This is a genomic window from Flavobacterium sp. (genome assembly GCF_044341265.1).
GTDB lineage: Bacteria > Bacteroidota > Bacteroidia > Flavobacteriales > Flavobacteriaceae > Flavobacterium.
Genome location: NZ_JBIISA010000001.1, coordinates 1 through 14368, shown reverse-complemented (window position 1 = coordinate 14368; position 14368 = coordinate 1). Strand labels below are relative to the sequence as shown.

15 protein-coding genes are annotated in these 14368 nt (G+C 28.5%); 5 read left to right on the top strand and 10 right to left on the bottom strand.

The features are described from left to right. Window positions 1-174: 174 nt before the first annotated feature. Together ACIQ06_RS00075 and ACIQ06_RS00070 are read right to left on the bottom strand one after the other, a co-directional pair. Window positions 175-483, bottom strand: a complete 309-nt coding sequence (locus ACIQ06_RS00075) for a hypothetical protein (RefSeq protein ID WP_396142724.1) — start codon at window positions 481-483, stop codon at window positions 175-177. A gap of 472 nt (window positions 484-955) precedes the next feature. Then, the gene (locus ACIQ06_RS00070) at window positions 956-1075 is read right to left on the bottom strand and encodes a type II toxin-antitoxin system RelE/ParE family toxin (RefSeq protein WP_396142720.1); all 120 of its coding nucleotides are present in this window, start codon (window positions 1073-1075) and stop codon (window positions 956-958) included. 631 nt (window positions 1076-1706) lie between these two features. Between ACIQ06_RS00070 and ACIQ06_RS00065 the strand changes: the two genes are divergently transcribed. After that, complete coding sequence (locus ACIQ06_RS00065) at window positions 1707-2888, top strand: NUMOD4 domain-containing protein (RefSeq protein WP_396142718.1); 1182 nt, start codon at window positions 1707-1709, stop codon at window positions 2886-2888. A 291-nt stretch (window positions 2889-3179) separates the two neighbouring features. On the opposite strand, the gene ACIQ06_RS00060 is transcribed toward ACIQ06_RS00065, so the two are convergent. The 5 genes from ACIQ06_RS00060 to ACIQ06_RS00040 all read right to left on the bottom strand — a co-directional run bounded on the left by ACIQ06_RS00060 (window position 3180) and on the right by ACIQ06_RS00040 (window position 6702). Continuing rightward, the gene (locus ACIQ06_RS00060; RefSeq protein ID WP_396142715.1) at window positions 3180-3884 is read right to left on the bottom strand and encodes a hypothetical protein; all 705 of its coding nucleotides are present in this window, start codon (window positions 3882-3884) and stop codon (window positions 3180-3182) included. Between the two features lie 23 nt (window positions 3885-3907). Continuing rightward, window positions 3908-4351 (bottom strand): hypothetical protein, encoded by a 444-nt coding sequence (locus ACIQ06_RS00055; protein ID WP_396142713.1) that lies wholly within the window; start codon window positions 4349-4351, stop codon window positions 3908-3910. Next, window positions 4317-5495, bottom strand: coding sequence for a cyclic GMP-AMP synthase DncV-like nucleotidyltransferase (locus ACIQ06_RS00050; protein WP_396142711.1), 1179 nt, complete (start codon window positions 5493-5495; stop codon window positions 4317-4319). The genes ACIQ06_RS00055 and ACIQ06_RS00050 overlap by 35 nt, the downstream gene beginning before the upstream one ends. Next, complete coding sequence (locus tag ACIQ06_RS00045) at window positions 5495-6250, bottom strand: hypothetical protein (protein ID WP_396142708.1); 756 nt, start codon at window positions 6248-6250, stop codon at window positions 5495-5497. Before ACIQ06_RS00045 ends, ACIQ06_RS00050 begins: the two co-directional genes overlap by 1 nt. A 278-nt stretch (window positions 6251-6528) precedes the next feature. After that, on the bottom strand, window positions 6529-6702 hold the full coding sequence (locus ACIQ06_RS00040) for a hypothetical protein (RefSeq protein ID WP_396142705.1): 174 nt from the start codon (window positions 6700-6702) through the stop codon (window positions 6529-6531). 178 nt (window positions 6703-6880) lie between these two features. On the opposite strand from ACIQ06_RS00040, the gene ACIQ06_RS00035 reads away from it, so the two are divergent. From ACIQ06_RS00035 to ACIQ06_RS00025, 3 genes are read left to right on the top strand one after another with little or no spacing between them, the layout of a single operon-like run. Further along, a complete protein-coding gene (locus ACIQ06_RS00035) occupies window positions 6881-7567 on the top strand; it encodes an RNA polymerase subunit sigma (protein WP_396142702.1) in 687 nt (228 codons plus the stop codon). Continuing rightward, window positions 7554-7904, top strand: coding sequence for a hypothetical protein (locus ACIQ06_RS00030; RefSeq protein WP_396142699.1), 351 nt, complete (start codon window positions 7554-7556; stop codon window positions 7902-7904). The genes ACIQ06_RS00035 and ACIQ06_RS00030 overlap by 14 nt, the downstream gene beginning before the upstream one ends. Further along, window positions 7891-8685 carry an ImmA/IrrE family metallo-endopeptidase gene (locus ACIQ06_RS00025; protein WP_396142696.1) on the top strand — a complete coding sequence of 265 codons (795 nt, stop codon included), beginning with the start codon at window positions 7891-7893 and terminating at the stop codon, window positions 8683-8685. The genes ACIQ06_RS00030 and ACIQ06_RS00025 overlap by 14 nt, the downstream gene beginning before the upstream one ends. 31 nt (window positions 8686-8716) lie before the next feature. Here ACIQ06_RS00025 and ACIQ06_RS00020 read toward each other — a convergent pair whose 3' ends face one another. Further along, window positions 8717-9172, bottom strand: coding sequence for a DUF1569 domain-containing protein (locus ACIQ06_RS00020; RefSeq protein WP_396142694.1), 456 nt, complete (start codon window positions 9170-9172; stop codon window positions 8717-8719). Window positions 9173-9343: 171 nt separating this feature from the next. Here ACIQ06_RS00020 and ACIQ06_RS00015 point away from each other — a divergent pair, with 171 nt between their 5' ends. Next, complete coding sequence (locus tag ACIQ06_RS00015) at window positions 9344-10027, top strand: fibrobacter succinogenes major paralogous domain-containing protein (protein WP_396142692.1); 684 nt, start codon at window positions 9344-9346, stop codon at window positions 10025-10027. A gap of 8 nt (window positions 10028-10035) precedes the next feature. Here ACIQ06_RS00015 and ACIQ06_RS00010 read toward each other — a convergent pair whose 3' ends face one another. Both ACIQ06_RS00010 and ACIQ06_RS00005 read right to left on the bottom strand, forming a co-directional pair. Further along, window positions 10036-13497, bottom strand: a complete 3462-nt coding sequence (locus tag ACIQ06_RS00010) for a T9SS type B sorting domain-containing protein (protein ID WP_396142690.1) — start codon at window positions 13495-13497, stop codon at window positions 10036-10038. A 643-nt stretch (window positions 13498-14140) separates the two neighbouring features. Then, the coding region (locus ACIQ06_RS00005; protein WP_396142687.1) for a hypothetical protein at window positions 14141-14368 on the bottom strand (228 nt) is incomplete at its 5' end.

The following is a 14368-nucleotide window of genomic DNA, read 5'->3' as shown; positions in this document are numbered from 1 at the left end:
ATGACAAGCCATTTTAACGCTAAAAAAAGAATTATTTAGCATTTCTTAAAACAAATAAGTTTATATTTGTCTTCTATATCAAAATAAGACAGTTAGTTTAAACCCTTTCATTCTATCCAATAGAATTTGAAGGGGTTTATCTTTTAAAAAACAAAGTAGGAATTCCTACTTTGTTTAATATTCACTTGCTAGTAATAATGTACAATAATTATCCTCAGACTTATATTGACCAGATTCTATCATTTCTGTGTTAAGTTGGTCAATAAAAAATAATTTTTGACCAGTATCTTTATTAATAAAGACCTGAAGGTAATCTAATCCTTTTTTGTTTGCTACTAGTGATTTGATAAACAAATAAATTTCAAAAATTTCTTGTTGAGACAAAGTTTGCTGAATTCCAATTGTCACAAAGAAACTTCCTGAAAATTTATAAGTGCCATCCGTTTCTTGTGGTTGATACAACCAATTTTCTAATGTTTCCATTTATATACTTTTACAATTATTGTATAAGCATAACAAAGAGAGTATAGATATCAAGTAAAAAATACTTGTTTCTATTTGCTAGAAAAAGGAAAATATCTAATGATTAATAACATTTAAACAAATTCCAAATTGATTTCATTAATAATCATTGTTCAATCGATTATATTAAAAACTCGTGGCTCTTAGAAAATCCCCCATCAAAAAACAATCAAGTTTGCACAAGTATCATTGTGCTGGGTAAGAATTGTAGCTTTATACCTAGTGTTTTATAAAGATAATATTTTGTTGTGCTAAGTAAACTTTATAAGAATTTATATTCGAAAATAATATTTTTTACTATTAATCATTTTCTTTAAAAGTTTTCATTCTATAAGATATTTGATAACCTTGTTGGCTAAAAAACTGCATATTTAAGTCATTTTAGCACTACCCTTCCAGCTAAACAGAATAAAAATCTTGAGTATTACCGTTCTTAATGACTATCATAAATTTCTTTTCTGTGACCAATTCTAATAACTTCTATTCTAAGTTCGTTGTTTTTGATGGAGTAAATGATTCTATAATTGCCTACTCTGATTCTGTATAATGACAATCATTCAAATCATGTAATATTGAAATTTTTAAGCTTTTTATGTCAATTTGGATATGGATTTTCAACCAACATTTCAATTTGTGAAATAATCCTATTAATGATTCAAAAAGGAAGCCTTTTCAATTCTCTCTGAGCTTTTTTATTAAATGTAATGCTATACAATCACATTAAGCATTTCATTTTTTAGATAAAAGTTGTTGCTTGACTCTATCAAGAGACACTGTAGGTTCATTAACTCTCTCAATTGCTGTCAGACTATCGAAAAAGTCTTCCATAAGTTGTTGAACTCAAGAGTCGTTAAGGTTAAATACAACTGCCGTTTTAAGTCCTTTTTCATTTGTTAGAAAATTTATTCACTTTCTGATAGAGGCTGTAGGAAGTGCTATAGAAGACATTATAAATGGAGTAAATTATAAATTACTAATAGTATATTTTTTTTGAATCAGATTATCAAGAGATAATTATTTGGTTAGATTAATTTGATGCATATTTATATTAGCAATTTAATACTTTCATATATTTGCTATACTAAGTCTTTTTAATGATAATGATTGTTTGAGGCTATGCAATTAAGCGTTTTAATGTATTAGAAAGCAATATTTTAAACACAAACAATTGAATTGAATATGAAATGAAGTTACCAAATGAGATAGAAAACCAATATGCCAAGGAAGTTCTTTGTAATACTTCTTTGGAAGACCTTTCTTATGAAAAGTGGGAGCAAATAGAAAATTTTGAAAACTATGCCATCTCAAATTATGGGAGAATAAAGAGTTTAGAGCGCTCTACTCTTTCGTTTAAAGGAGGTGAGAGAATTCAGCCAGAGCTGATAATGAAGCTTATTTTTGTAAAACAGTATAACAAATATCTTGATTGTTATTTTTATAGTACTCAATGTTCATTTTCATTAGAAGGTAAAAAATACCGAAAGTCTGTGGCTCGTTTGATGTATTATCATTTCATTGAAAAGTTTGATATGGAAGACCGAAAAATAGTCATTTCTTTTAAAGATTATAATAGTCTTCATTTGCATATCAATAATTTAGAAAAGCTCACAGCAAGTGAAAAACGTTTAAAAACCTTTGAGAATGATAAAGCAAGAAACCGAAATGTTGACTATTTAAAGCCTGTGAGTCAGTATACTATTGATGGTGATTTGGTGGCTGATTTTGAAAGTATCTATGAGGCTCAAAAAGCAGTAGGTGTTGGTTGTGAGAGCATTCAAGATGTAATAAATAGAGAGTTTCTGACTGCTGGTGGATATAGATGGTTCTTGCAAAGTGAACCTCCAAAAAAAGAAGATTTTATTATCACTCCAAAGCAAAACACCTCAGAAGTAGTGTTTAACGAATCTCTTTGGCAAAAATTAGGCAAGCCACCAATAGAATTGAATAATCCGCCTGCTTGTATGAATTTATCACTTTTAGAGCTTCCCGGCGAAGTATGGAAACCAATACCGGGTTTTGAAGATTCTCACCTTGTTTCTAACAAAGGAAGAGTAAAACATTTAAGTGGCTGGACTACTAATGGAAGAAAAATCTTTTTGCAGGATCGGATACTTTGCCAAACGGTTGCAATTAATAAAAATAAAGCCTATTATCTTTACACTACTCTACTTCATAAAGGGAAAACTACTCGTATAACTACTCCCAGATTGCTTTATTATTGCTTTGTAGAGAAATTTGATATATACAATAAAACCATGGTAGTAGTTAATGATAGTGAATCACCATGGAATATGGATATCTCAAAACTATCATTACAATCAATTCATTCTGTTCTAAAAAGAAACTATAATAAAGTATCTTATTAAATCCTTTCAAATTGTCAGTGAATCATATTATTATCAAAACCTTCTATAAAGTAGAGATATCCAATGCATGATTTTTGTTCTAGCAGCTTAATCGATATTTTGAATCATCAAAAAGTAAGAAAGATTCTATGAATTAATAATCTGTTTTCTCTATTTTTATGATTGAAATTCCGTTAATTCCAGTTTATTTTGCTACTCCTAAACTAAAAGAGACCATTTCTATAATCTTTTTTAAGATAAACGAGTACTTAAATTAAGGGTAGGTTGTCAATTGCATTGAAGATAAAGTCATTACTTTTCAGCCTCGTACATCAATAAAATGTTGTTTAATACAAAAATATAATCTTGTAAATTTTCCTTTTCAGACTTTCTATCAAACAAATGTGCATTCTTAATAAAATAATACGATACAACAATTATAATTGGTATTAAATATAAACTAGCGAAGAATTTCAAACTAAGTACAAGATTCTTCATTAGATTATCTTCTAACGTAGCCATAAAAAAACCTAAAAGAAAATTAAAAAAACTAGAACCAAAAAATCCTACTACTTTTTCAAAAACCACAAATGGGTCGTTAAAATTATAATTCAATCTATTATTACCAATTTCAATCAATTGAGAAATAGTTGAACCATCGGTCTTAACATATACTTCGTGAATTTTTTTTATTCGTTTTATTTCTAATTCTTTACTTTTCCATTTGTAAATCTCCTTTGGAATTGGTAATCCCTTTTTTAATAAATACTTTCTTGATCTATTGGCATCATACCATAAATAAATAAAATAAATTATTGAAAATAATAAAAGATAGTGTGCTTTATCTTTCCAACAATAAATAACAAGCAGAGTAATTATAACTGAAAAAACTATCAGAATTTTGACTGCTTTTACTTCATTCTTTTTTCTGCTTTCACTAATCATACCCTCTAAAAAAAGCTCTTCATAACTCAACTCTTTTTTAAAATACTCAAAATCTTCTACAAATGTTTTCATGTTTTTTATTTATTTGATTTTATTTATATATGTTTAATTTCATCTCCAAGCCATACACCATACTTTTTCCATTGTTCATAAAAAATAACCCATTCTGTTATCCAAGGAATCATTTTATAGAGTGGAATAGTATTTAGTTTTGGCTTATCAAAAATTGGGTGGTATAAGCATAGTGATTTATCTCCATATAAATGAATTTCATTATTAAATTCTATAGTTTTATCATTAATATAAATCCTGTCATATCTAGATGTATTGAACGGAGAATAGCAGAGTAAAACTTCGTAGTCTTTGCCCTCAACATTCAATGTCCCTTTTCCGATTAATGACTTACTTTGATTGTCTATTATTAAACCAATCCAATTAAAATGTTTTTCAACTAATAATTTTTCGATTAATAAAAATGACAACCAATTTTTTTTATGGTCTATTCTAATATTGTCCTCCAAAATTGCGATGAGGCTCATTTTTTACTCCTTGATTTTGATTAATACTTCCTGCCGAATTAGTTAATGCATTACCACCAACAATTAATCCACTAGACTTTGCATATCCATCGGTGGTAGATTTCGAGAATGTTTTAAATTGTTCATTTAAAGATTGTTTATAAACACCTTCTCCAAACAGTTTAATGTAATCCTCTTTCCCTGTCTCAAATGATGTTTTTAGATTTTGCCATTTGGTGTAAAAATCTGTGATAAACTCATAGAAACTTTTATAATGTTCATTAGTCCAAGAATCTGTGAAATCTTCTGCTGTATTTACAGGATTTAGCACCTTAAATTTCTCTCTTTTATTTACAGACTCTAAATAATTTTCTTTTATTCTTCTTGCAACATTATCAATTGTTTCAAAAATCGAATTTTCACGTTGATATAATGATGCAACCAAAGTTGTTATTACTATACTTGAAACAGGATAATCTTTATCTTGAAAATAAATATCTCGGTATCTTTTAAACAACTGAACAGCTCTTTGCAAAGGTGTTTTGAAATATAGTTCTTCAGGAAGTGGCTCTGTTTCAACTTTTGCTTCAAGTAAAACAGTTGAAAATTCTCGAAGCATCGGTTTTTCAACAGAATTTGCAATAGTTAAAAACCAATTTGCATGACCCTTTGGATTTCCAGAAGACCAATCTTTTAATGCTTTTTCAGGAATTTTAATATTTTCTTTGTCAAAACTATTTGGCATACATGCTGGTAAAATATCCATGTGAAAATCACTTTTGTAGTTTAATCTTACACATCTTTTTTTCTTTTCCATGATAGTTTTATAATACTCATCTTTTTCTAATGCTTTAACCAAAGCATTATATACTTTTTCAGGTGAATAGTTATAGTATATATCGAAAACGTGAAGTACCGTATCTAAATCAAAATCTTCATTATTTATTGGTTTTACAGTAGTTCCTGTTCTTTTAGAACCTTGTGCATAAACCTCAATTTCCAAATCATTGAAAAAATCATCATCTTTTTTTAATACTTCTGCAACAGCATTATATGCAGTTTCCATTCGTTCTAATCTTGTTTTATCAAGTTGTAATTCTTGAGCAATTCTTGCCAAAAGTTCTTCTCGTTGGAGAATATAGTCTTTAAAAATATCTATCATCATTAAAAGGTTTTATTTATTATTAATTTTGTGTGTTGTCCGATTCGTGCAACTTGTTTTTCATTTTCCATATACCGTAGTTGTTCAATATTATCGCATTCAACAATTGCGTAATCATTATTTAGATTTGTTCCTTTTTTTCCTAAATCAATTAAAAATTGCTTTTGAACTTCATTTGGAATTAGCTCAAAAACATCAAAAATTAAAATTTCATAACAGCTGAAAAAATCACTCCATGCTAAGTTTTTAGAAAACCTTTTTATGTGTTTATGCCTTATACTTTGAAAAATATTTTTATCTAAAATATTGGTATCCAACAATTCTTCTTTAAATTCTCTGTAGGGATCAGTTTCTCTTTCTTTCATGGTTTCAAACCAATTCATTACTTCAATTACATATTTTCCTTTTACCATAAATCGTAAATCAGAATTACTTTTTTCATCTACATTTAATCCGTTTTTATTGTTATCAGGTTTATACTCCCACTTGTTAAAAAGTGAGTCATCTCCATATCTTTTGTATGCACCTCCTACAGGCTGTAATTGATTTTCTATTCTTCTATTCTTTACAAGTAAATATTTGTTAGAATTTGGAATTTGAATTTTAAATAAATAGCTAATTGAAAAACGAATATCTTTGTTTTTGTATGCTCCAATTTTTGTTTTAAAATAAGTGGCTAAATGATTTCTGTTTTCCCAAGCTATAGTAACACCTTTAGTTAATATTGGTTTTAAAAATGTGGTTAATAGTTCTGCCATTAGTTAAATAATTATTGTTAAAATTGGGGCGTTTCACCCCAAATCGTTTTAATTTGATTTTGATAATGCTGATATGCCTATAAGCAGTAACATTGCAAAAGCCCCAACCGCTATCAAATTGGCATTTGAGCCTTTTGCATGAATACAGCTATTTTTATAGCATAAACTGACAGTATCTTTTGAGATTGATAAATTGTTTATCATTTCTAATAGAATTTAATTATGCTTTTCACTTAAGGTTGAAAAACTTGACCTAAAACTTTCTTTAAAGTTTTTGTTTACTTTTCTTTAGTAATTCCTTTAAAAGGTTCTGGACTTGATGTTTTGACATCCATAAATCTACCTGTATCAGAATCTCTCTTTGTCCAAAGTCCAGTTTTTGGATTTTGTACTTGAGTTCTGTCTTTTACAGCACCTTTTCTTGAATTGTCTTTTGGTGGGTTTGTTGCCATCGCTTTACAATTTTTTTAGTTTAACATATTCCTTTAACATCAAGGCATAAAGGATTTGCCTAAAATTTGTAACTATTTCATTTATATACTAATTCCGTTAGAAACTTTTTTTTAACTTTGGAAAAATTAGTACTCCTACTCATATACTAATTCCATTAGTAACGCTTTTTGTATATAAATGAAAGTTGAATTAAAAGATACAGATATTAACTTTGAAATTTTGTCAAGTGATGAACTAATTGAGTATATCTCATTTAAAGAAGAATTTCCAAATGAAGCTGAAAAAGCGTTTGTGGTTTTTTGTAATAGATTTCAAAATGATGTTATTAAAACCGCAGAAATTTATTCTAACAAATATGGACATAGTGAAGTTACTGCACTTGATGTAGCAAATTGTACTTTTGCTAAAGTGTGGAAATATCATTCATTTAATAAAAGTAAATCAAAAATTAAAGATGTTGATAAAGCAATCAAGATTTGGCTTCACGCAATTGTTTTTAATGAATTAATGAAATATGGTGTTCAAGACACTTGTACAGAACCTGATGAAAATGATTTATCAATAGTTGAGAGTATTGATGAATTAATTGTTTTAACTGTTGGAGATGACTCTGAAAAGAAAAAAGATTTAAGAATAAAATTGGAAATTATTGAAAGAGCAATGCTTGGATTATCTGAAAAACACAAAATAGTGTTTTTGACTTATAAAGCTTATGAAAATAATGGTAAAAAAAACCTTCCTAGAATTGTCGGAAAAAAATTAAGAGAAAATCTAAATTTGGTGCAAAGTTCTATTCAAGTATATAAAAAAGAAGCAACGGATCATATTAGTAATTATTTGAAAAGTTTAAATGGCAATAGATAAAAAATATATAGGTAAGATTTCTGATGATAATTTAGATGATTGGTTACATTCTACTGGTTTTTTATATCCTACAAATGAAAATCAATTAGACAGGTTTAATAAATTATTTGAGGATTATGATTTTAAACTAAATAATGCTGTTATAGATGTAACATCTATTATAAACGGTACATTATGTAATAAAACTAAAATTATTCCTTTAAATATAAGTTTAGATATTATTTCCGAAATCGAAAATTTAAAGATGGTTGCACGAAAAGGGCAAACTAATAATCTTCCAAAACATATTATTGATAAGATGAGAAATAAGCATCGAGATTCAGATGATAAAGAGTAGTTCAAAATCAAAAATCAAAAAACTTGCAGAGTTTATCGCAATACAATATGATGAAAAAGTTACACCTTTAGAAAAAATTGTTAAGGCAGAAGGATTACGGGTTTATTTTGATAATTATGACAAAGGTACTTTTGATGGAATGACTATTTATGAAAAAGAAAATTTTTACATTCACATTAATATTGATAATGGAAATAGAGTAGATTCATCAAGAGGAAGATTTACATTAGCACACGAATTAGGTCATTATATTATAGATACTCATAGAATAGGATTAATGATGGGTTTACTTGAACCACATCATTCAACTACAAATCAAAAACAGTTCTATGAAATTGAAAGAGAAGCCGATTATTTTGCTTCTTGTTTACTTATGCCCGAAGAACGATTTCAGAAAGATATTTATAGAAAAAAGTTTTGCTTTGATTTAATTAATTCTTTGAGTAAAGAATATAATGTAAGTATTACTGCATGTGCTTTTCGATTTGCCCAAATTGGTTCACATCCAATAATGATTATTTATGCAGAATCGGGAATAATTAAATGGGTTTATAATAGTGATGATTTTCCGTACAAATATCTTTTAAACAATAAAAAAATATCTGATTCATTTGTAATGGGAGAATATTTTAATAATACTGCAACTGAAATTTCAAAGACGGCTCAAATTTGGGCAATAGATTGCTTTGATTATGTCAAAAGTGAGGATTCAAATAAAAAATTCTACGAACATTGCATTACTCATAAAAACTCTGCCTTAAGTATTGTTTGGGAAGATTAAGTCAATTTCAAGTTCTATCTTTTTTTTATAATTATACGCCAAATTGTTTCAAATGATGATCAATATGCTTGCTAAATAAAATATTCCATTCTTTTGCAGAGAGCTTGCCAAATGAGAGATTTTCTCTTTGTTCGAAGAATTCTTCACCCAATCTTTGAGCAAGAAAAATATTGTTTATTAAATTTCGCTTCTCATTCTCAAAATCTCTGTAATCAGAGATGACAAATTCAGGAGCTGTTCTCGAGTTTTTAGGATATGCCTTTTCACTCACTACAAATTTTTTGACAAACTTTTTAAGAAGAAAGCGTTTTAAAGAATTTGGCTTATCAAAATTTTCAGGTTCAAAAGCAAATTGATACGCTACATTACAATGTGCTAACATTTGTGCTGAACTCATTTTACCCCAAAACGATAATGTGTTTGATTTAAGATTGTTAATTCTATCTACTATATTCTGTGCGCACTCCTCAGAGAACATGTCAATCATTTAAATAAAATTTTAGTTAAAATGCAAATTTAAACTTTTTAATTGATTCCTAAATAATAAAGGATTAAGTGTACTCAATAAATGATTACAATTATGATTTGGTTAATTTTTTTCATAATTATTTGTTTTTGTATGTTCTTTACACTTAATTTGTTTGTAAATTTTCTAGTTATGATAAGATTACTGTATGTTTTAATGATACTTTTTACCTTGCAGAGTTGTTCCAAATCAGAGGATAATTCGTTGCAAATTTCTACTTTAAGTGATATTGATGGCAATCAATATAATGCGGTAAAGATTGGTTCTCAAATATGGATGCAACAGAATTTGAATGTATCACATTATAGAAATGGTGACCCAATACCAAATGTTCAGGATCCTGTTCAATGGTATAATTTGACTACAGGTGCATGGTGTTATTATGAAAATCAAACTTCAAACGGTACAGTATATGGCAAACTATATAATTGGCATGCAATTAATGACCCTAGAGGGTTTACGCCTGAAGGATGGCATATCCCTACAAAAAATGAGGTAGACATTTTAAGAAGCTTTTTAGATAATGGAGAAAATGCGGGATATAAAATGAAATCAACTACAAATGATTGGTTAAGCCCTAGTACAGGTTCAGATAACTCATCAGGTTTTACAGGTTTACCAGCAGGTTATAGAAGCAATGATGGAGGTTTTTATTCTAGTAAGGGTTCAGTTGCAATATTTTGGGGTGAAAATCCTGATTCTCAAACTTCTCAGGATAAGTATAACTATACTTTGCTTTCAAACTTCACGAATCTTTATAATTCAAGTAGTATAAAAGAAATGGGGTATTCGGTTAGATGTGTTAAAAATTATTAATTAAATTTTTATCTTTTCATAGCGAAATGCCCTTTACATTGTTTACCATTACTTCTTGTTACTACAAACCAGTAGTCATCTGATGTCAGCAAATTACCATTGTAAGTTCCATCCCATACCGAGTTTATATTATCAAGTTCTTTAATAAACTTTCCAAATCGGTCATATATTTTTGTTTTCAGATTTGGTTCCATTTCAGAAAACTTAATCCTCCAAAAGTCATTATACCCATCTCCATTCGGAGTGAAAAATTTGGGATACATCAATAAAAAAACTTCATCCGTTGCTGTTCCACATCCTTTTTTATCACGAACGTAAACATTGTACTGCCCACTCCAAAGTCCAATAAATTGATTACTACTTTGAAAATTAATATTGTCTAATGAATATTCATAGTCTCCATCACCAGTTACATTAATGGTAATTATATTTTCATTATCAGTCCAATCTGTTGTAGTAATATTTGTTATAGTTGCGATATTTGAATTATAAACTGTGAAATTTTTAATAGTGTTACAAATTATGTTTCCATAGTCTTTAGTAACTACTAAACTATAGCTTCCATCTTGTGTTAAGGTCGTAGCCTGACTAGTAGCACCATTTGACCATGTATATGTTGTGAATCCGCTTGGAGCAGTTACTACAATGAAACTTCCTTGGCATATTGAGTAAACATCATTCATATTCAATATTGGTTTTGCTCTAACAATTAATTGAAATGAAGTTGTGCTGTAACAAGAAGGTGCGTTTTTGTTCTCAATTCTAACATATATAGTTTGAGGATTACTCATGTTTTGATAATTTGGTGGCAACGGATTTGAATTAGAATTGGCATCATTTTGATTTAAATGATAGGATATGTTAAAATCTGTTGCCAATTGACTTCCTAAAACTGTTGAATTATTAGAAGATAAATTAAATAATTCAAACGTATCATTTGTATCATCATCACATGATTCCATGTTTAAAACAGAATTTGCAATTGGCATTTTATTTACTCCTATTTGAAAAGAGGTAGTAGCAAAACATGTTGTATTTTGATTGTTTTCTACTCTTACATAAATCATTTGTGGATTGCTACTATTTTGGTAATTAAGTGGCAATTGATTCAAATTATTGTTAGCGTCGCTCTGATTAAGATGATATGAAATAGTAAAGGTTGAAGCAGATTGATTAGCCAAAATTGTACTATTTTGATTTGATAAATTGAAGACTGCTAAACCATCATTAGATAAATCGTCACATAAAAAAAATGGATTAGGTGTGTTAGCAATAGGTAATCTATTAACAACTAATTTAAAATCTCCAACTGATTTACAATTTGGATTTCCAATATTTGAAATTGAATAATATATTGTTTGATTACTTGAGTTGTAATTTATAGATGTATTAATTGGGCTAATCTCATTTAATGCATTTGCATAGTTAGAATAATATTTTACTAGAAAGATAGTGCTTGATTGTCCATTTAATATTTCGCTTGTTTTTGTATTCAAATCGAATGAAGCAATACCATCATTTAAATTATCATCACAAACTTTATAATCTGTTACTGTGTTTACTGTTGGTTGTTGTATTACTTTTATTAATAATGTTGTAGTAGCAAAACAATTTTGATTTAAGTTGTTTTCGATTCTAACATACAGCGTTTCTTGCTGTAATGTATTAGTATATAGAAAGGGTAATTGTGCAATGTCATTATCCGCATCTGATTGAGAAGTATGATAAGAAATTGTAAAATTTGAAGATGATTGTGTACCTAAAATTTGAGAATTCTTGGTTGCTAAATTGAATTGTTCAATAGTATTATATGGTAAATTTTCACATATGAGATAGTCTGTTAAAGTATTTGCAATTGGTTGTTGATTAAGGGTAATTGAGAAACTTGTTATTGCATAACATGAATTATTGGCAAGATTATAAGTTTTGGCATAAAAAGTAGTAGTCCCTAATGGCAAATTTTGCAAATTATTTAAAACCGAGCTATGGTTTTGAGCATTTGTCAATGAAGAAAAATAGGCTACCCCATAAGTGCTAGTAGATTGCGAACCTAAAATAGTATTATTGAACTGTGATAAATCATAATTTTGATTGACGTTGCCACAAATAGATTGATTACTTACTGTGTGGGCTATAACTGGAACTCCCGAAATTGTTATTTGTCCATTTTTATTGGTTGTTCCACTAGTTGAAGCGACAGTAACGGTTACTGTATAAGAGCCAGCACTAGAATATTGATGAGTTGGATTAATATCTGTTGATGTAAACCCATCACCAAAATCCCATAAAACCGAGGTTGGAGCGGATGAAGCATTTAATGTGAATTGTGTAGTTGATCCTAAACAAAAGTTTTGAGCAGTAAACGAAGCATTGAAATAAGATTGGATGAATTGTGGAAGACCAAGTATACATATGCCAGAACCCAGAGAAATAGCATTCAATTGAAAGTTACAACCTAATCCTAATATATTTGGATTATTGATTCTGTTGACATAATTTGAATATGTAATAGGAATATAAATTTTACCATCTGGAGCTAATTGTAAAGCACCTATATTTTGGTTAATATCATTAAAAGAATATAGCAGAATCGCTGTACTAGGAATATTTGTTGCTGTCAAATCATATTGAATTAGCTCACAAGTATTAAGATCTCCAGTTGATATGTAGGCAATATCTCCCGAAGGAGAAAACTCTACACCATAATTACCAAATTTATTGGTAATCAATCTTGGATTTGATATTATTCCAGTATTATTATCAAAATCGAATAACTCTACTAGATCTTGATAATTGCAACTAATCAACTTTGTTCCATCAGGTGAAAATTTTAAATAACCCAAAGTTTCAAAAACAACATCTATTAAAGACCCAACATTACTTATTACAGGAATTGGGTTTAAACCTGAAGATGTTATGCTATAAGCTAAAAAAGTATTATTGCCATAACCATGAATAACTACCCAATAATCAGTATCATTCCCTTTTTTAACAACTGTTAACTTCTCACATGCAGGTGCTGCAAATAATTGGACATTTTTATCCGTTGTTACAGCTCCATAAGTACCGTTCAAACTTAAATCAACTATCGAGTATGTAACACCATTAGGCGATGCTTCAGCAGAAACTGTAATAATATAATAGATTGTATTAGAGCCTGGTTTTGGTACAATAATTGCGGATTGTGAACTAGATGAATCTCCTAACAATCCCGTGCCATTAGTCATAACAGTATGGCTTCTATCCCAAACCGTTATTCCATCAGTATAAAACAATAATTGTCCATTTGAGTTGCTTATTGTAGCACATCCTTCAATTGTACTTATTTGTCCATCTGTTAATGCCACAGGGTTTCCATTATTAAAATCCAATCCTGCATGGTCACCAAAATACCAAATGTTGGCTTCGCCTTGAGAATAACTCAAGGCGATAAAAAATAGTGCTAATAATAGCGAAAATTTTTTCTTCATATTTTAATTAAATGTCGTTCAAATATCTAACTTTTTATTTTAACAATAAAATGTTTTTTTTAATTACTCTGCAAAAGTTTTAGGTATTTGCTTTCCGACAGTTGTACGTTTACAAGCTTTCGCGAGGGAATTATTAAAGCATAAAAGTAGACAACATCTACTTGATTCTTTATGATACATTTATGGCTTCGTGATTAGTAGACCTACACTTTTCGAATAACTGATTTATATTATTTACTATGAAGTCAGGAGACATCGCAGAGCGAATGCGTTTTATTTAGAACACTACGTAGAGCTGGTAATCTGTCGAAAACCACTTGCATAATTTCCATTAAATTTTTTGATATAGTGCACCTTAAACATCATTCCAGCTTCAACGGAGACTTCGCCTTGAGAAAAGGAAAAAGAAAAAATCAACAAAAACAAAAAAACAAACCTTTTTTATAATAATCTATTATTTTGATCAAATAATTTTATTCTTTTAAACAAGATCAAGATCAACCATTATTTAACAAAAAAAATATTAAAACATATTAAAAAAAATCTTTAATTTTAAATTTTTTAATATACTTAATTTGTAAAAGAAATCTATTATACTAATTTTTTGAGCTATGATTGTTTAAAGTAATTATTTATTAATACTTTATTTTAATATCGAAAAATTTGTTGAGTCTATGTAGACTTCTCTTATTTTGGAAGTAATATAAACTACTTTCTCTCTTGTAAGATTGTTTAAAAGAATAATTACTTTTCCTTTATACTTAATCATAATTGATTTATTGTCAGGATTAGTTGAACTAATTAGTTGAAAAAAAATCTGACCAAAAAGAGGTATTTTATTTATTTTTTTTAAAACAAAAGAGTCATCCAC